This window comes from Arthrobacter sp. GCM10027362 (genome assembly GCF_042679445.1).
Lineage (GTDB): Bacteria > Actinomycetota > Actinomycetes > Actinomycetales > Micrococcaceae > Crystallibacter.
The window spans coordinates 1-17181 of record NZ_JBHTML010000022.1; the positions used below are offsets into that span (position 1 = coordinate 1).

Here is a 17181-nt window from a genome sequence, read left to right on the forward strand (position 1 = left end):
CTCCGCGGACAGGGCGGCCTCGGCCTCGGCCCGCCGGGGCCCGAACTTCGGCCGGTTGCCCACCAGCTGCACGGCGATGTTGCCGACCGTGAAGCCGGCATCCCGGACGATCCTGGCCGCCTCGGCCAGCAGCACCGTGCCCGCGGCGCCGGCGTACTCGGGCCGGTCCGTGCCGAAGTGCGTGCCCAGGTCCCCCAGGCCCGCCGCCGAGAACAGGGCATCCGCCGCCGCGTGTGCCACGGCGTCGCCGTCGGAATGGCCGGACAGGCCGCGTTCGTTCTCCCACAGCAGGCCGGCCAGCCACAGCGGGCGCGGCTCGCCGGCCGGGGCGAAGGCATGCACGTCCACGCCGATCCCGGTGCGCGGCAGGGGGAACGACGGGGGGAAGGGAGGCGGAAAACCGGGTTCTTCGGCCACGCTCAGCCTTCCATGATCCGTTTGGGCTGGCGCCCGGCCAGCAGCGCCTCGGCCACGATGAGGTCCAGCGGGGTGGTGATCTTCAGCGACAGCGCCGAGCCCTGCACCAGGAAGACATCCTCCCCGCTCGCCTCGAGCAGCATCGCGTCGTCGGTGATGTTCTCCGGCTCCAGGCCGGCAGCTTTCCGGTGCGCCTCTGCCAGGGTCGCGGCATCGAACCCCTGCGGAGTCTGGACGGCGCGCAGCAGTGCCCGGTCCGGGGTCCCCGAGACTTTTTCGGCGGCAATGCCCTGCTGGTCCGGGCCGCTGGGGGCCGCGGTCTTGATGGTGTCCACGACGGCGACGGCGGGGACCACCGCCCTGGCCCCGCCGGACAGCGCCCGGGCCACCCGGCGGAAGACCTCCGGCGGTGCCAGGGCACGGGCCGCGTCATGGACCAGGATGCTCCCGGAGTCCCCGCCGAGTGCGGCGAGGGCGAGGCGGACCGATTCGCTCCGGCTGGCTCCGCCGTCCACGGCGCTGACCGGCACCGGACCGGAGAAACGGGCGCAGATCCGCCGCAGCGCGGTGTCCCCCGCCGGCACGGCAACGCAGATCCGCTCCGCGACGCCGGATTCGATGACGCCCTGCAGGGCGTGCTCCAGGATCGTCCGGCCGCCAAGGGGCACCTGGGCCTTGGGCAGCCCGTAGCCGAGCCGCTGGCCGGAACCGGCGGCCACCACGATGACGCCGAGCTTCTGCGCGGGAGGCGCCGGATGGAGGGGACTGCTGGACATTCTCCCAGCGTATACCGGGAAGCCCCCCGGGCCGGCCCGAAACGGCCCGGAGACGGCGGAAGCCGGACCCGTGCGGGTCCGGCTTCCGTCCGATGCCTGCCGCGTCGTGCTGCTGCACGACGCCGATACGTCAGGAGGCGAGCACCTCGTCGAGGACCTCGGCGGCCTTCTCTTCGTCGGTCTTTTCGGCCAGCGCCAGTTCCGAGATCAGGATCTGGCGGGCCTTGGCCAGCATGCGCTTCTCGCCCGCGGACAGGCCGCGGTCGTGGTCGCGGCGCCACAGGTCGCGGACAACCTCCGCCACCTTGACGACGTCGCCGGACGCCAGCTTCTCCAGGTTCGCCTTGTAGCGGCGCGACCAGTTGGTCGGTTCCTCGGTGAACTCCGCGCGCAGCACGTCGAAAACATGCTCGAGGCCTTCCCGGCCCACAACATCGCGGACACCGACGAGGTCGACGTTTTCCGCCGGAACCTCGATCGTCAGATCACCTTGCGCGACCCGGAGCTTGAGGTACATCTTCTCTTCGCCCTTGATGGTGCGCATCTTGATCTCTTCGATCTTGGCTGCACCGTGGTGAGGGTAAACTACCGTTTCGCCGACCTCAAATACCATGTGGATATTCCCCTTTCCCGCAGACCAGTTTACCACGGATGCATCGGCCACTTCCGCGTGTTTTCGCCGATCGGAGCCCGTCGGGCCGCCAAAATGCCCCCCTGCTACCCCTTGACGGATGAGGGTTTTGATGCTTCGACACGGTTGTCTTACGCCGCCGGAATCCTACTTTTGCAGGTTTTGCCGATAGGCTAGGGGCTGACTTGTGTTCACCTGTCGTCCCGCCGGGACCGGGCTTTATCTGAGGAGTTTCTGCCGTGAAAATTGCGCCGAAGAACCGTGTGCAGCGTGCCCTTGTAGCTGGTGCGGGGGTCCTCGCACTCCTGGCGACCGCCGGCTGCAGCGCGGTTAACGAGCAGGCGACCACCCGGCACTACGCAGCCAGCGACGGCATTGTCACCAGCGTCGGCCCGGTCAACCTGCGGAACGTGCTGATCGTCGCGCAGGACGCCAAGTCCTCGGGCCGCGTCCTGGGCACCGCGGTCAACACCTCCGGTTCCCCGGTCCAGCTGAACCTTTCCGCGCCCTCGGGCAGCGCCAGCGTGACCATTCCGGCCGACGGCCAGGTCAAGTTCGAGGACAAGGAGCACTCCACCACCCTGAAGGCCGCCGGCGCCGAGCCGGGCGCGCTGGTGCCGGTTACCATCCGGGTCAACTCCGAGTCCTCCAAGGTCCAGGTCCCGGTCCTGGACGCTTCGCTGGCCGAATACGCCCCGTACCTCGAAAGCCCGCAGCCGAGCGGCTCCGCCTCCGCGGAAGCCACCTCCGAGCCCACCGAGACCTCCACCTCGACGGCCACCCACACCCCGTAACCGGCCCAGGCTGCGGCGCCCGGCCGCTGCACCGCAGGCCCGCATACGCGTGAGGGCCGCACCCGTCCGGGTGCGGCCCTCACGCGTACCGGCGCCCCGGTCCTAGGGCTCGAACTTGTAGCCCAGCCCGCGGACCGTGACCAGGTAGCGGGGCGCGGACGGATCCGGCTCGATCTTCCCGCGCAGCCGCTTCACGTGGACATCCAGCGTCTTGGTGTCCCCCACATAGTCCGAGCCCCAGACCCGGTCGATCAGCTGGCCGCGGGTCAGCACCCGGCCGGCGTTGCGCAGCAGCATTTCCAGCAGCTCGAATTCCTTCAGCGGCAGGGACACCTGCTCGCCGTTGACGGTAACCACGTGCCGCTCGATGTCCATCCGCACCGGCCCGGACTGCACGGTGCTGGCCAGCAGCTCCTCCGGCTCGGCCTGGCGGCGCAGCACCGCCCGCACGCGCGCCACCAGCTCGCGCGAGGAGTAGGGCTTGGTGACGTAGTCGTCGGCGCCAAGCTCCAGGCCCACCACCTTGTCGACCTCGGAATCCTTCGCGGTCAGCATGATGACGGGGACATTCGAACGCTGGCGCAGCTGGCGGCAGACCTCGGTCCCGGACTGGCCCGGGAGCATCAGGTCCAGGAGCACCAGGTCCGCTCCCATGCGGTCGAATTCGGTGATGGCGTCCAGGCCGTTGTCCACCACCTCCACCTCGAAGCCCTCTTTGTCCAAAAGGTAGCTCAGCGGATCGCTCAGCGACTCTTCGTCCTCAACGATCAGGATGCGGGTCAAGCACTCACTCCTTGTTCACGGGTATCTTCGGCACCATCGGTGCGCTTGGCGGCCGGGACGTCCCCGGCCCGGTTATCCTCTGCGTCCTGCTCCATTTCCGGCAGGCGCACGGTAAAGGTGGATCCCTGGCCCGGCTGCGACCAGACCGAGACTTCGCCCGCGTGCTGGGCGACAACGTGCTTGACAATGCTCAGCCCCAGGCCCGTTCCCCCGGTCTGGCGGGAGCGGGCCGCGTCCACGCGGTAGAAACGTTCGAAGATGCGCTCCTGCTCCTCGGGCGAGATGCCCGGGCCCTGGTCGGTCACCGAGATCACGGCCAGTCCTTCGCGCGAGCGCAGCCCGACGCCCACCTTGGAATGCTCCGGGGCATAGCGGATGGCATTGTCGATCAGGTTCCGCAGCGCGGTGATCAGCAGGTCGGCGTCCCCGTAGACGGGCAGCGGCAGCTTGCCGCCGACGACGATGCTGATGTCCTTGGCCTCGGCCGGCAGCTTGTTCCGGTCCACGGCCTCGGCAACCACCGCATTCAGGTCCACCGCCCTGCCGCTCTGCACGACGTTGGCCCCCTGCAGCCGGCTCAGTTCAATAATGTCCTGCACCAGCGCGGTCAGCCGCAGGGATTCCTTCTGCATCCGCTTGGCGAACCGGCGCACCGCGACCTCATCGTCGGCGGCGCCCTCCAGGGTTTCGGCCAGCAGGGAAATGGCACCCACCGGGGTCTTGAGCTCGTGCGAGACGTTGGCGACGAAATCATTGCGCATCGCCTCGGTCCGGGTGATTTCCGTGCGGTCATCCGCCAGCAGCAGGATGTATTCGTCCCCGATCGGTGCCACCCTGACCTGGATGATAATCGTGCCCTGGCCCAGGGGCCCGCGGGGCAGCTCCAGCTGGCGTTCCTCGATCACCCCGTCGCGGCGGACCCGGCCGGTCAGCTCGAGCAGCTCCTTGTGCACGACGGTGTGCCCGCGGACCAGTCCGAAGGCGTAGGCGGCAGGGCTGGCCCGGACCACGCCGTCGATCGCGTCCACGATCACGTAGGCCCGTCCGATGACGGCGAGCACCTCGGCGGCCCCTTCCGGCAGCACCGGCTCCCCGACCTCGATGCGCTCCCGCCGTTGGCGCTCGCTCAGGTGGAACGCCAGGACGCCGAAGGCACCCAGTACGATGCCGACAAGCCCCGAAAGCAGCCCGATGATCAGTGGAGTCACACCACCAGCTTAGGGGCTCGGTTCCGGCTTGGACGGCCGGCTTGGTGGCAATCGCCCGGGGGTTCAACTAACGTTCATCGAAAGCATGCCATTAGTTCATCCTGTGCTGGGAATGTGCAGCGTAGGGCTGTCGCCAGTGTGGTTGCCAGCACAGAGAACTGCCGTCAGCGAAAGGATCTCCGAAGTGCGCAAGGTTTTCCAGGCCGAGCTTCACCAGGTGGGCGAGGAACTGATCGAGATTGCCCAGCTCGTCACCGAAGCCATGGAGAAGGCCAATGAGGCGTTCACCACGGCAGATACCGAGCTCGCCCAGGAGGTCATTGCCGCGGACGCACGGATCGATTTCCTGCAGCGGGACCTGGACGAGCGGGCCATCGACATCCTGGCCCTGCAGGGTCCGGTGGCCTCCGACCTGCGCATGATCGTGGGCGCGCTGCGGATGAGCGCCTCGCTCGAACGCATGGGGGACCTGGCCCGGCACATTGCCCAGCTGGCACGGATGCGGTTCCCCGAGCACGTGGTGCCGGAGTCCATGAAGGGCACCTTCGCGGAGATGGCCGAACAGGACATTGCCATCGCACGCAAGCTCACCGGGCTGCTGGACACCCGCGACCTGACGCTGGCCAACGAGATCAACGCCCACAATGCCCGCGTCAACGAACTGCACGCCGGCGTGTTCAAGGCCATTGCCTCCCCGGACTGGACCGCCTCGGCGCCGACCACCGTGGATGTTTCCCTGGCCAGCCGGTACTTCGAGCGCTTCGCGGACCACGGGGTTTCGGTGGCGCGCAAGGTGACCTACCTGGTCACCGGCGAATGGCAGCCCACCACCCAAGGCGCCTGAGCCGACCGCGTCCCGGCACGTCCAATGACTGAAGCCCCGGGAAACCGGGGCTTCAGTCATTGCTGCAGGCCGGTCCCTGCCTGCCGGCGGGGCCGGGCCTACTTCCTGCCCTGGTTCGCGACCGCCTCGATGGCGGCAGCGGCAGCGGCGGCATCCAGGTAGGTGCCGCCGGCCTTGACCGGCTTCAGGTCCGCGTCCAGTTCGTAGACCAGCGGGATGCCGGTGGGGATGTTCAGCGCCGCGATGTCCTGGTCGCTGATCCCGTCCAGGTGCTTCACCAGCGCGCGCAGCGAGTTGCCGTGCGCGGCCACCAGCACCGTCTTTCCGGCCTTGACGTCCACCGAGATGTCGGACTCCCAGTACGGCAGGAAGCGCTCGAGCACGTCCTTGAGGCATTCGGTGCGCGGCACGTCGCCGCCCAGGTCCGCGTAGCGCGGGTCGTTCACCTGCGACCATTCGCTGGCGTCGTCCAGGGCCGGCGGCGGGGTGTCATAGGAGCGGCGCCAGAGCATGAACTGTTCCTCGCCGAACTCCTCGCGGATCTGCACCTTGTCCTTGCCCTGCAGCGCGCCGTAGTGGCGCTCGTTCAGCCGCCAGCTGCGCTTGACGTCGATCCAGCTGCGGTCGGCGGCCTCAAGGGCGATGTTCGCGGTCACGATGGCGCGCTTGAGCCGGGAGGTGTACAGCATGTCCGGCAGCAGGCCCGCCTCGGCCAGCAACTCGCCGCCGCGCTGGGCTTCCTTGCGGCCCTGGTCGGTCAGCGGCACGTCGACCCAGCCGGTGAACAGGTTCTTCTCGTTCCAATCACTCTGGCCGTGGCGCAGCAGAATTAATGTGTAGGTCATGCCTGCAATCCTAGCGGAGCAGCCTCTGCCGCCGCCCGCTGGAACGGGGAGGTTACGGGCAGGCGCCGGCCGGCGTGCGCGGGGGTCACTTGTTCAGCGGCGTCATGTCCGCGTAGCGGTCCCCCACGGCGGCATCGACCGATCCGAGCCGCTCCAGCAGCCCGGCGCTGAGCTCAAGCCCGTCCGCTGCCGCGTTCTCCTCAAGCCGGCCGGCGTGCTTGGTCCCGGGGATCGGCGCGATGTGTCCGCCCTGGGCCAGCAGCCAGGCCAGCGCCACCTGCGCCGGGGTGGCGCCCACGTCCTTGGCGACGGCGTCGACCACCTCGACAATCCCGATATTGCGCTGCAGGTTCCCGCGGGCGAACCGCGGGTTGTGCCGGCGGAAGTCGTGCTCGTCCAGTGCCTCCAGGGACCTGATGGTGCCGGTCAGGAACCCCCGGCCCAGCGGCGAGTAGGGCACGAAGCCGATCCCCAGCTCCCGGCACGTGGGCAGGATCTCCGCCTCCGGGTCGCGCGACCAGAGCGAGTACTCGGTCTGCAGCGCGGTCACCGGGTGCACCGCGTGGGCGCGGCGGATCGTGTCCGGCGCCGCCTCGGAGAGCCCGTAGTGGCGGATCTTGCCCTCGTCGATGAGTTCCTTCAGCGCCCCGGCCGTCTCCTCGATGGGTGTGGCCGGATCCATGCGGTGCTGGTAGTAGAGGTCGATATGGTCGGTGCCCAGCCGCCGCAGCGAGCCTTCCACGGACAGCCGCACGTTCGCCGGGCTGCCGTCCAGGCCGCGGCTGCCGTCCAGGCTGTGCCGGATGGTGCCGAATTTGGTGGCGATGACCGCCTGGTCCCGCCTGCCGGCAAGGGCCCGGCCCAGCAGTTCCTCGTTCTTGTAGGGTCCGTAAATTTCCGCGGTGTCGAAGAAAGTAATGCCCAGTTCCAGGGCGCGCCGGATGGTGCGGATCGATTCGGCTTCGTCGGTATTGGCCCCGGTGTAGAACGCCGACATGCCCATGCAGCCCAAACCCAGCCGCGAGACGTCCAGCTGGCCCAGTGTGGTGTGCCTCATGATCGGAAGGTCCTCTCGCAGTAGCGCAGCATGCTCCGTCGGATCCCAGCCTAGGGCCACCAGTGTGGCCCCGGTCAATGCCCCGGGTGACGTTGCGCACGCCGACGGCGGCGGTGTCCGGCGGCGGTGCTCCGGTCCCCTATCCTTGTTCCTTGTGCCCCAGCAGCTGTACCTCCCCACCGGCCCCGGACGGACCGGCACCCGGCGCGGAGACAAACCCATCGGCAGCATCACCCGGGGCACCACCAATCCCAACCGCCTGCGCCGCATGGACCGCTGGCTGGCCGGCCCGGACGGCCGGCCGCTGCGGCACGCCGCCGACCCGCTGGTCGTGGACCTGGGCTACGGCGCGGCTCCCACCACCGCCGTCGAACTCCACCACCGGCTCCGCCGCGTCCGCGCCGACGTCGAGGTGATCGGCATCGAGATCGAGCCCGAGCGGGTGCGCCAGGCCAAGCCGCTGGAACGCCCCGGCCTGTCCTTCCGGCAGGGCGGCTTCGAGATCCCCGTGGACGGCCGCCGCCCGGCGGTGGTGCGCGCCTTCAACGTGCTGCGCCAGTACGACGAGTCCGAATATGCCGGGCATTGGGACACCGTCCGGGCCCGGCTGGCGCCGGGCGGACTGTTCATCGACGGGACCTGCGACGAGATCGGCCGGCGCTCCGCCTGGGTGGCCGTCGCCTCCGAAGGCCCGGTCTCGCTGAGCATCTCCCTGCGCTTCGGCTCCTTCGAGCTGCCCTCGGATGTGGCCGAACGCCTGCCCAAGGCGCTGATCCACCGCAATGTCCCGGGCGAGCGGATCCACCGCTACCTGCAGGCCCTGGACCGGGCCTGGCTCGAGGCCTCCGCGCTGGCCTCCTTCGGCAACCGGCAGCGCTGGCTGGCCATGTGCCGCGGCCTGCACGCGGCCGGCTGGCCGCTGCTGGACGGCCCGGCCCGGTGGCGGCTGGGCGAACTGACCGTCGCCTGGGAGGCCGTCGCACCGCTGTGACGGCCGGCGGCAGAAGCGCCTACCAGCGGGGGCCGTACGCGCTGCCGCCGGAACCCTTGAGCTCGTTCAGCGCGGGCTTCACGTCCGCCAGGTACACCGCGGCCACGCTGACCGCGGCCAGCTGGAACAGCATGAAGGTACCCAGCCCCGAGCCGAGCAGGCCCAGCGCGCCCACCGCGGCCGCCCCGGCGGTCAGCCCGGCCCAGAAACCCTTCGTCCGCTTGAAGGCGACCTGGAAGTGGTCCCCCTTGCGGCCGAGGCAGTCCACCAGCGCCCACAGCTCAATGCCCAGCGCCAGCAGGCCGAGGACAAACCACAGCCATTGCTCCAAGTCCTTCACGATCTCCACAACTACAGCCTATCGGTAGTTGGCGCTGCGCAGAATGACCGCACCGGGGGAAGCCCTCAGGCCTGCGCCTTTTCCAGCGCCTGGGCCAGGTCGGCCCACAGGTCCTCGGGGTTTTCGATGCCGACCGAGAGCCGCAGCAGGTTCTCCGGCACGCTTTCCGGCTCGTTGACGTGGCGGCGCCGCCGCTCGATCAGCGATTCGACGCCGCCCAGCGAGGTGGCCGGAACCCACAGCCGCAGCGCCTCGACCACCGTCTCCGCGGCCTCCGCGCCGCCCTTGACCAGGATCGCGATGATGGAACCGAAGCCATCCATCTGGGCCCTGGCCCGCTCGTGCCCGGGATCCTGCACCAGCCCCGGATAGCGCACGGCCTCGACGCCGGGATGCGCCAGCAGCCGCCCGGCCAGCAGCGCCGCCGTCGCCTGCGACCGTTCGATGCGCAGCGCCAGGGTGCGCACCCCGCGCAGCGCCAGCCAGGTCTCGAACGGCCCGGCGACGGCCCCGTGCAGCGAGCGGTGCTCGACCAGCCGCCGGCGCAGTGCCTCGTCGGGCGTGACCACGGCGCCGAGGATGACGTCGGAGTGCCCGGCCAGGTACTTGGTCACCGAGTGGACGACGACGTCGACGCCGCTTTCCAGCGGCCGCTGGCCCAGCGGGGTGGAGAAGGTATTGTCCGCGACCACCAGGGCCCCGGCGGCGTGCGCGGCCTCGGTGAGGGCCTTCAGCTCGGCGATTTCGAGCATCGGGTTGGTGGGGGTCTCCAGCCACAGCATGTCCGCACCGGCCAGCTGTGCCTTGACCGCTTCCGTGTCGGCGATCTCCACGGTGCGCAGGGTCAGCGCGCCGCGGTCGGCCAGCTGTCCGGCAACGGCCAGGCTGCCCTGGTAGCTGTGCTGCGGCATGACCAGCACACCGCCGGGCGGCAGCAGCGACAGCGCCGCGGACACGGCGGCCAGGCCCGAGGCGAAAACCAGGCCGGGCAGCCGCGAGCCTTCGAGCTCGGCCAGGGTTTCCTCGAACGGATCCCACGACGGGTTGGAATAGCGTCCGTAGGCGCGGTCCCCGTGCTCCACCTCGCCGCGGCCCACGAAGGTGGAGGAGAGCACCACCGGCGGGTTGACCGCGGCATCGTGCACGCGTTCGGGCCGGCCGGCGGAGACGACGACGGTATCGGGGGCCAGGTGTCCGGGGTGGCCTTCGGCGGCGGGAAGGGCGTTGGAGGCGGCGTCAGTCATGACAGCAGGGTAGACCCGCCGCCGCGGCGCGGGTTAATCCGGTTACCTCCGGGCCTTAATCCGGCTAAACCGGGGCCGCCCGCGCGCCCAGGGCAGCGCCGTCCCGCCCGCCGCTCGCGGCGGGCCCTCGGCGGGTAGGCTGGTGAGGTGAGTTCCGAGAGCCAGCTTCCCTCCTGCCTGCCCGTCGCGGCCGCGGCGCCGCAGCGCAGGTATCCGGGCGTCTTCATTGCCTTCGAGGGCGGCGACGGCGCCGGCAAATCCACCCAGGCAGCGGCCCTGCAGCAGCGGCTTCAGGCCGCCGGGCGCACCGTGCTGCGCACCCGCGAACCGGGCGGCACCCCGGTCGGCGAAAAGCTGCGTGCGCTGGTGCTCGAACACGGCCACGGCAGCATCGACCCCCGGACCGAGGCGCTGATCTTCGCCGCCTCCCGCGCCGCCCATGTGCACCAGGTGATCCGGCCGGCGCTGGAGCGCGGGGAGGTTGTTATCTGCGACCGCTACATGGACTCCTCGATCGCATACCAGGGCGCCGGACGCGGCCTGGGCCTGGCCGAGGTGCGCAGCCTGAACCTCTGGGCCACCGAGGCCATGCTGCCGGACGTGACGGTGCTGCTGGACGTGGACCCGGAACAGGGCCGCCACCGCCGCACGGCGCAGGACGCGGCCGAGGACCGGCTGGAGTCCGAACCCGACGACTTCCATGCCCGCATCCGCGGCGCCTTCCTGGAACTGGCCGCGGCCGACCCCGGCCACTACCTGGTCCTGGACGCCGGTGCCGACCGGGACGCGATCACCGAGGCCGTCTCCAACCGGATCGAGGAACTGCTGCCGTGAGCGTCTGGACCGACCTGCCCGGCCAGGGCGCCGTCGTCGAGCAGCTCAGCCGCGCTGCGGCGTCGGAACGGCCCACCCATGCCTGGCTGTTCACCGGCCCCCCGGGCTCCGGGCGCACCAATGCCGCCCGCGCCTTCGCGGCCGCCCTGCTGTGCGAGCAGCCGGATCCGGCCGCCCGGGGCTGCGGCCGGTGCCATGCCTGCCACACCGCGCTGAACGGCTCCAATGCGGACGTAATGGTCATGGCCACCGAAAACGTGTCCTTCACCATCCAGGAGGTGCGCGAATGGGTGGCCAAGGCCCAGGACAAGCCCTCCTCCGGCCGGTGGCGGATCATGATCGTCGAAGACGCGGACCGCATGGCCGAGCGCACCACCAACGTGCTGCTCAAGGCGATCGAGGAGCCGCCGCCGCGGACCATCTGGATCCTGTGCGCCCCCAGCCCGGCGGACGTGCTGGTCACCATCCGCTCGCGCTGCCGCCCGGTGGGACTGCGCACGCCGCCGCTGGAAGACGTGGCCGACCTGCTGGTGCGCCGCGACGGCGCGGACCCGGCACTGGCCGAGTTCGCCGCCCGGGTGTCCCAGAGCCACATCGGCGTCGCCCGCCGGCTGGCCACGGACAAGGAGGCACGCGAGCGCCGGGACCGGATTGTGCGCCTGCCGCTGCGCCTGCGCGGGGTGTCCGACGCCGTCATCGCCGCCGGCGAGCTGGTGGACATCGCCAACGCCGATGCCGCCGCCGCCTCCGAGGCGCGCAACGAAGCCGAACGCGAGGCCCTGCTGCACACCCTCGGCGCCCCCGAGACCGGCACGCTGCCGCCGGCCATCCGCAGCCAGCTCAAGCAGCTCGAGGAGGAGCAGAAGCGCCGCGCCCGACGCAGCGTGAGCGATTCCCTGGACCGCGTGATGATCGACCTGACCACCTTCTTCCGGGATGTGCTGACCCTGCAGCTGGGCACCGGGGCGCAGCTGATCAACGAGCAGCTGCGCGGCGAGCTCGAAGGCTACGCGGCCAACTCCACCCCGGAACAGACGCTGGGTAGAATGGACGCCATTGCCGACGCCCGCCAGCGGCTGAGCACCAATGTCTCGCCCGTCCTGGCCATGGAAGCCATGGCGGTCAGCCTGCTCTAGGCACCTCCGGCGGGCCGGCCGGACCAGCGCCGAACCCGCCATCGAACCGACCAGGAGAAGACGCCATGCCCCGATCCCGCCGCACCACCGGCCGGGCACTGATTGCCGGGGCTGCCGCCCTGGCCGCACTGCTGGCCGGCTGCTCGGCTCCCGCGCCCGCGCCCAGGGCCACGGCGCAAGTCTCCGGGGAGGTGGCCAAGGAACTGCGGCCCTACTACAGCCAGCAGGTCAGCTGGAAGAAGTGCGAAGGCCGCTTCGAATGCGCCGACATCGAGGTCCCGCTGGACTATGCCGCTCCCGGCGGCGAACGGATCAAGATTGCCGCCATCCGCACCACGGGCGGTTCCTCCCGGGGTTTCATCCTGACCAACCCCGGCGGCCCGGGCGCCTCCGGCTATGACCTGATCCGCGACGGGGTCGACGTCATGACCACTTCCAAGCTGCGGGACAGCTACCGCATCGTGGGCTTCGACCCGCGCGGGGTCAAGCGCTCGGCCCCGGTGACCTGTCTGACGGACAAGGAACAGGACGCCTTCCGCGAGGTCCAGTACGACATCGACACGGACGAGGGCATTGCCCAGGCGGTCAAGGACGCCACCGAGCTCGGCAGGAAGTGTGCGGCGAAGACCGGTCCGGTGCTCGGCCACGTGGACACCCTCAGCGCAGCCAAGGACATGGACATCCTGCGCGCCGCCCTCGGCGAGGAGAAGCTGAACTACCTCGGCTGGTCCTACGGCACCTTCCTCGGTGCCGAGTATGCCGAGCTGTTCCCGGACCGGGTGGGGCGCCTGGTGCTCGACGGCGCCCTGGATCCGGCGCTGGATTACCAGGAGCTGACCCTGGGCCAGGCCAAGGGCTTCGAGCGGGCGCTGCGCGCCTACGCCGAGTCCTGCCTGGCCGGCTCCGGCTGCCCGCTCACCGGCAGCGTGGACGAGGCCGTCGCCCAGGTACAGGATCTGATCCGCGCGGTCGAGGAAAGTCCGCCGACCGCCGAGGACGGCCGCCTGGTCCCGGTGAACACCTTCGTGTCCGGGCTGCTCGTCCCGCTGTACGACGACGCGAGCTGGCCCGCGCTGACCTCGGCGCTGACGACGGCCCTGCAGGGCGATCCGACCCTGATGCTCTGGCTGGCCGATGCCACCGCCCAGCGGGACGAAAACGGGCACTACACCGGCAATACGACCTTCGCCTATACCGCGGTGAACTGCCTGGACTACCCGATGGTCTCGGACCTGCCGACCATGCGCAAGCAGGCCGCCGAGCTGGAGAAGGCCTCCCCCACCATCGGCCGCTACCTGGCCTACGGCGGCACTACCTGCCAGAACTGGCCCTACAAGCCGGTGCGCGAGCCGGCCCCGGTCCGCGCCGAAGGCGCCGGGCCGGTCGTCGTCATCGGCACCACCGGGGACCCGGCCACCCCGCATGCCTGGGCCGAGTCCCTGGCCGACCAGCTCTCCTCGGCCTCGCTGGTCACCTTCAAGGGCGAGGGACACACCGCCTACCCGCGCAGCAACGGCTGCATCCAGGACGCGGTGGACAGCTACTTCATCGACGGGAAGGTGCCGGCGGACGGGACCACCTGCTGAGCATGCGGCGGACCGGGCCTGGCGCGGCGATCCGTTTTGACCGTGCCGCCTCCGCTCTCCTATAGTTGATCCTTGTTGGATTCGGCCCGGATTCGGGGCGGTCCGCAGGCCTCCTTAGCTCAGTCGGTAGAGCGTTTCACTCGTAATGAAAAGGTCGCCGGTTCGATTCCGGCAGGGGGCTCCAGGGAAGAACCCCGGAACCCGCGCGGTTCCGGGGTTTTGCTGTGCCATGAGCGCTGTCACCCGCGCACGCCCGGACGGGCCGAAGTCGCCCCGCACGCTCACGGCACACTTTGAAAAATCAGCCTGCGTTGTCACAACGCGATTTTGGCCCGGCCGGGCCACCTGCGGGCACACATAAACGGCGCGGAATCCTACGAGGTCCTGGCGGCGGCCGCGGAGTGCGCAAGTATCGGATGCACCGAACGGCTGGAGATCACTATGGCCGCATGGGATGCAATGGTCCGGGCCATCGAGGATGGCCTTCCGGCAGATCTGACCTGGCTCGATGAGCCCGCCCCGGCGCAGCGGCCGGAGGGGGAAGAGGGGTAAAGCCGAGATTGTCCGGTGGGGGCAACCGCCAGAACCGGCCGGTCTCGGCCTTTGCTCGGCAGGGGCTTGGGCCTCTCTACTCTTTTGATTGCCAGAACAGCCTATTTAGCATGTCCGCCACCTTCGTCCGGCTGTCGAGCGGCCCGTGCCGTTCTTCGAGGATCGAAATAACCTGCTCGTCGGTGGGCGGATTGGTGCCGTGGACCGCGCCTGCGTCCCGGAACGCTCTCTGGATCGCCTCGACGCCGGTCCAGGACAGGTGCGGGTATTCGGCCACGGTCGCGACGTACACGTCTCGAACCGCAGGGACGGAAGGCCGTGGCGTCGGACTGCGGGTTGTCCTTGACCCGTCCGGGGCCGGGTCTTAGAGCAGAAAGTCGTCAGTGTCCTCCAGCCTGGCCTCCTGCACCATGGCGCGTCAGCCGGAGGGCGTGCCGGATGGCTTGACGGATGGCGGCAGTCCGATGGCCTTTCGCAGCGCATCCGTATCGGCATCGGCGGCTTCGGGCGAGTCAGTGGCCTTGAGGCGCTCCTTCATCTCAGCCAGCGAGTCAGCGGCGGCCACCGCAGCCCATGTGTTCATCCCGCCGGGATCGGTGGTGTAGTCCTGATGGATGGTGGCGGGCAGGTCCGCGGGCACGCTGGGCGGCCAGTCGTAGTCCCGCACGAAGTTGCCGAAGTCGCCGAGCGCATCCGCCACCCCGGCTGCGGCCTTCTTCAACGCGGGCAGGTCGGTGCTGCCTGAATCGTAGGGGTTGTAGAAGGCGTCGTATGCCGCTACCACCTTGCGCACTGCGGCGAGGTAGTCGTCCTGGGCCTGCTTGATGGCCGGGTCAGAGGTGTCGACTGCCGGGACGCTGGCAGTGGAACTGGCCGCTGGGCTGTCCTGGACGCTGGCAGCAGTACTGGCTGCCGGGCGGTCCGTGCTGCCGGTCCCGCCGCTGCAGCCGGTCAGCCCGACCAGCGCCACGGCTGCCGTGGTTAGCACCCTCGTCACCGTACTGCGCATCGCACACCCCGTAGCCCTCGACCATCAAGCCAGTCCGGGTAGTCTAAGGGCTGGCCCGGCAGAGCGAAACCCTAATTGGAAAGATGGAAATGATTCACTGCTGCTCCGGGACATTGACGAAACAATTCACCTGCGGCCGGTCGCCTGCGGTCGGGAAACCAAAACAAATGCATCGGGCATAAACCGCAGTCCCTATACCAAATAATGAGATTTCGGACTACCCTGACCGTATGGCTTCAGTCCGGGAGCCCCATGGCATCTGCCCGTGACCTAGCGCCGGGACAGCGCTGGCCTTACCGCCATCTGCCCCTTTTCTAACGCATACCCCGGGCCAACTCCAACACTATGCAGCACACCTTCACGGGACAGAGGGCCGTGGGCTGCCTGTTGGTTTTCCGACCGGGATCCCCGCCGGTCCGGTTGTTTTAGACAGCCCTAGCGGCGGAAGAATGCAGCAGGAATGCCCGGAAAGGCAAGAAAAGTGTTCTCGAAAAAACTGCCGGCCGCGCAGGAAGTCCTTCCGGCCGTTGCGGCCACCAACGACTCACGGCCAGGCAACTCCATGAAGACATGCCGCCGCTCCGCCACAGCCCTCGCCACCGCCCTCCTGCTGGTGGCGTGCGGGTCCGGCACACAGCAGGACGCGTCACAGGACTCCTCGGAAAACACAGCGTTCTCGAGCGAGCCGTCTTACACGGCGGAGCCGACCGAGCCCAGCGACACTCCCGCGCCAGCCACCACAATTCCGGCTCCGTCCACGCCGCCCGACGCGCCGACGGGGCAGGGATCAGGCGGCGCCCTCCAGGGAAGCGGGCAGGGTCTCAAGGAGAGCGGAATCCCGGCGGACGAGACGACGCAGGACCCGGCGGTCGTCCAGGCCTACACGCAGTACGCCGAGTACGTCGTCCAGAACCTCACCAGCACCTGGAACCAGTGGTTCCAGCAGCGCGGGATGCCGCCGCAGGATGTCGGCTTCGTGATCGTTCCGAAGGGCACCGAGTACAAGACACAGTGCCATGCTCCGGGAGAGGCGCCTCAGCCGGTGACCGATGAGGGCAGCGCCTTCTACTGCCACGTCGACCAGACGGCAAACGGTCGGACGGGCGTCATCTGGCTGCCCCTCACGTCGATGATCGGCATCGTCAACGGTGACGTCTACGGGATGGGACGGTCACAGTGGCCGGGCGACTTCGCTTTCGCGGAGTCGATTGCGCACGAGTTCGGGCACCACGTTGAGGCGAGCCTGGAGGACTGGTACGCCCAGAACCAGCCCGAGGCGGGGGTCAAGCCCCCGCGGGGTGCCTGGAACGAACTGCTCGCGGACTGCTTCGCCGGCAACTGGACCGAGGCGGTCTACACGCAGGGAATCCTGCAGGACGGCGACTATAACGAGGCCATCGCCAAGATCGGCCTCACCGGGGACACGTTTGCCTTCGGGCCGGACGGATCGATCGTCTTCAACCCGTCGAAAGACCCGCACGGAGCTCCGAACCACCGTGTCGGCGCCTACAAGGTTGGTGTGGAAGGCGTGCCGGAGCACAACTATCAGCCCGGCGACCCGCAAACCTGCATGGCCTACTACTGGCACGCCGACATGGACTACACGCACGACATGGTGCTGCCCGCCGGGTAGGGGCAACCGCGCGCCGGTAGGCGGCCGGTCGGGCTGCCTACCGTCTTACGGTGTCAAGATGGCACCAGGCGTGGCTGCTGTCCGGCGGCAAGGTTCTCCTGATCGTCATCGCCGCGGTCGTGCTGGTCAAGATCCTCCACCGCGCCATCCGCTGGCCGCCGCCGACGCCGAAGGCATGGCCGCCGAGGACATCGGACGCTGCCTGGCCATCTACCGCCGGGACCGGGAGTGCTGGTGGCAGCCGACCCGCCGGTCCAGGGCCCTGGCCGTCCTGTTCGCCTATGGGGCACCGATCCGGTTGCGGCCGCCCGCAGCTGCGGCATGGCCGACATCGACTCCCCCATATCGGCGTAACGCCCGCTGAGAGACCGGAGGCCAGGTTCGCGCCGACATGTTCGTAGGCGCCGAATGCGCTGCCCAGTGCGGCCAGCACCGCTGTTCCCCGCAGGACCCGCGCGGTCGCCGCGGAGCGCCGCGCCACCCATGCCGCCGCGGCGAGAA

At 69.5% G+C, this 17181-nt stretch carries 18 protein-coding genes and 1 tRNA gene; 8 read left to right on the top strand and 11 right to left on the bottom strand.

Going from position 1 to position 17181, the window contains the following annotated elements; genetic code table 11:
* The 3 genes from ACFQ36_RS05820 to ACFQ36_RS05830 all read right to left on the bottom strand — a co-directional run.
* A partial coding sequence (locus ACFQ36_RS05820) for a 2-C-methyl-D-erythritol 2,4-cyclodiphosphate synthase (protein ID WP_377011551.1) occupies positions 1–417 on the bottom strand: 417 nt, incomplete at its 3' end.
* A 2-nt stretch (positions 418–419) separates the two neighbouring features.
* Positions 420–1193 carry a 2-C-methyl-D-erythritol 4-phosphate cytidylyltransferase gene (gene ispD, locus ACFQ36_RS05825; RefSeq protein WP_377011552.1) on the bottom strand — a complete coding sequence of 258 codons (774 nt, stop codon included), beginning with the start codon at positions 1191–1193 and terminating at the stop codon, positions 420–422.
* 130 nt (positions 1194–1323) lie between these two features.
* Positions 1324–1806, bottom strand: coding sequence for a CarD family transcriptional regulator (locus ACFQ36_RS05830; protein WP_377011554.1), 483 nt, complete (start codon positions 1804–1806; stop codon positions 1324–1326).
* Between the two features lie 257 nt (positions 1807–2063).
* Here ACFQ36_RS05830 and ACFQ36_RS05835 point away from each other — a divergent pair, with 257 nt between their 5' ends.
* Positions 2064–2618 (top strand): hypothetical protein, encoded by a 555-nt coding sequence (locus tag ACFQ36_RS05835; RefSeq protein WP_377011556.1) that lies wholly within the window; start codon positions 2064–2066, stop codon positions 2616–2618.
* A gap of 102 nt (positions 2619–2720) precedes the next feature.
* Here the strand turns inward: ACFQ36_RS05835 and ACFQ36_RS05840 are convergent, their stop codons facing one another.
* Together ACFQ36_RS05840 and ACFQ36_RS05845 are read right to left on the bottom strand one after the other, a co-directional pair.
* Positions 2721–3401, bottom strand: coding sequence for a response regulator (locus ACFQ36_RS05840; RefSeq protein ID WP_377011558.1), 681 nt, complete (start codon positions 3399–3401; stop codon positions 2721–2723).
* Entirely contained in the window at positions 3398–4600 is a 1203-nt protein-coding gene (locus ACFQ36_RS05845; RefSeq protein WP_377011611.1) for a sensor histidine kinase, read from the bottom strand. The genes ACFQ36_RS05840 and ACFQ36_RS05845 overlap by 4 nt, the downstream gene beginning before the upstream one ends.
* Before the next feature lie 193 nt (positions 4601–4793).
* Between ACFQ36_RS05845 and phoU the strand changes: the two genes are divergently transcribed.
* The gene (gene phoU, locus ACFQ36_RS05850; protein WP_377011560.1) at positions 4794–5453 is read left to right on the top strand and encodes a phosphate signaling complex protein PhoU; all 660 of its coding nucleotides are present in this window, start codon (positions 4794–4796) and stop codon (positions 5451–5453) included.
* A gap of 98 nt (positions 5454–5551) precedes the next feature.
* Here the strand turns inward: phoU and ACFQ36_RS05855 are convergent, their stop codons facing one another.
* Together ACFQ36_RS05855 and ACFQ36_RS05860 are read right to left on the bottom strand one after the other, a co-directional pair.
* A complete protein-coding gene (locus tag ACFQ36_RS05855) occupies positions 5552–6298 on the bottom strand; it encodes a phosphoglyceromutase (RefSeq protein ID WP_377011562.1) in 747 nt (248 codons plus the stop codon).
* An 85-nt stretch (positions 6299–6383) separates the two neighbouring features.
* Positions 6384–7355 carry an aldo/keto reductase gene (locus ACFQ36_RS05860; protein ID WP_377011564.1) on the bottom strand — a complete coding sequence of 324 codons (972 nt, stop codon included), beginning with the start codon at positions 7353–7355 and terminating at the stop codon, positions 6384–6386.
* A 166-nt stretch (positions 7356–7521) separates the two neighbouring features.
* Between ACFQ36_RS05860 and ACFQ36_RS05865 the strand changes: the two genes are divergently transcribed.
* Complete coding sequence (locus ACFQ36_RS05865; RefSeq protein WP_377011614.1) at positions 7522–8346, top strand: class I SAM-dependent methyltransferase; 825 nt, start codon at positions 7522–7524, stop codon at positions 8344–8346.
* A 19-nt stretch (positions 8347–8365) separates the two neighbouring features.
* Here the strand turns inward: ACFQ36_RS05865 and ACFQ36_RS05870 are convergent, their stop codons facing one another.
* The gene (locus tag ACFQ36_RS05870) at positions 8366–8695 is read right to left on the bottom strand and encodes a DUF2516 family protein (protein WP_377011566.1); all 330 of its coding nucleotides are present in this window, start codon (positions 8693–8695) and stop codon (positions 8366–8368) included.
* A gap of 56 nt (positions 8696–8751) precedes the next feature.
* Positions 8752–9930: a trans-sulfuration enzyme family protein gene (locus ACFQ36_RS05875; protein ID WP_377011568.1), complete on the bottom strand. Its 1179-nt coding sequence runs from the start codon at positions 9928–9930 to the stop codon at positions 8752–8754.
* 177 nt (positions 9931–10107) lie between these two features.
* On the opposite strand from ACFQ36_RS05875, the gene tmk reads away from it, so the two are divergent.
* The 4 genes from tmk to ACFQ36_RS05895 all read left to right on the top strand — a co-directional run bounded on the left by tmk (position 10108) and on the right by ACFQ36_RS05895 (position 13670).
* Entirely contained in the window at positions 10108–10764 is a 657-nt protein-coding gene (tmk, locus tag ACFQ36_RS05880) for a dTMP kinase (RefSeq protein ID WP_377011615.1), read from the top strand.
* On the top strand, positions 10761–11900 hold the full coding sequence (locus ACFQ36_RS05885; protein WP_377011571.1) for a DNA polymerase III subunit delta': 1140 nt from the start codon (positions 10761–10763) through the stop codon (positions 11898–11900). The genes tmk and ACFQ36_RS05885 overlap by 4 nt, the downstream gene beginning before the upstream one ends.
* A gap of 65 nt (positions 11901–11965) precedes the next feature.
* Complete coding sequence (locus ACFQ36_RS05890; protein WP_377011573.1) at positions 11966–13486, top strand: alpha/beta hydrolase; 1521 nt, start codon at positions 11966–11968, stop codon at positions 13484–13486.
* Positions 13487–13594: 108 nt separating this feature from the next.
* A tRNA-Thr gene (locus ACFQ36_RS05895) sits at positions 13595–13670 on the top strand.
* 444 nt (positions 13671–14114) lie between these two features.
* Here the strand turns inward: ACFQ36_RS05895 and ACFQ36_RS05900 are convergent.
* Complete coding sequence (locus tag ACFQ36_RS05900) at positions 14115–14330, bottom strand: hypothetical protein (protein ID WP_377011575.1); 216 nt, start codon at positions 14328–14330, stop codon at positions 14115–14117.
* Between the two features lie 126 nt (positions 14331–14456).
* Entirely contained in the window at positions 14457–15026 is a 570-nt protein-coding gene (locus tag ACFQ36_RS05905) for a hypothetical protein (RefSeq protein ID WP_377011577.1), read from the bottom strand.
* A 502-nt stretch (positions 15027–15528) separates the two neighbouring features.
* Between ACFQ36_RS05905 and ACFQ36_RS05910 the strand changes: the two genes are divergently transcribed.
* Positions 15529–16680, top strand: coding sequence for a neutral zinc metallopeptidase (locus tag ACFQ36_RS05910; protein WP_377011579.1), 1152 nt, complete (start codon positions 15529–15531; stop codon positions 16678–16680).
* Positions 16681–17181 lie beyond the last annotated feature (501 nt).

Excerpts from the sequence above, each read along its gene's own strand:
- ispD (WP_377011552.1), bottom strand. The coding sequence starts at position 1,193 with ATGTCCAGCAGTCCCCTCCATCCGGCGCCTCCCGCGCAGAAGCTCGGC.
- ACFQ36_RS05830 (WP_377011554.1), bottom strand. The coding sequence starts at position 1,806 with ATGGTATTTGAGGTCGGCGAAACGGTAGTTTACCCTCACCACGGTGCA.
- ACFQ36_RS05855 (WP_377011562.1), bottom strand. The coding sequence starts at position 6,298 with ATGACCTACACATTAATTCTGCTGCGCCACGGCCAGAGTGATTGGAAC.
- ACFQ36_RS05860 (WP_377011564.1), bottom strand. The coding sequence starts at position 7,355 with ATGAGGCACACCACACTGGGCCAGCTGGACGTCTCGCGGCTGGGTTTG.
- ACFQ36_RS05875 (WP_377011568.1), bottom strand. The coding sequence starts at position 9,930 with ATGACTGACGCCGCCTCCAACGCCCTTCCCGCCGCCGAAGGCCACCCC.
- ACFQ36_RS05890 (WP_377011573.1), top strand. The coding sequence starts at position 11,966 with ATGCCCCGATCCCGCCGCACCACCGGCCGGGCACTGATTGCCGGGGCT.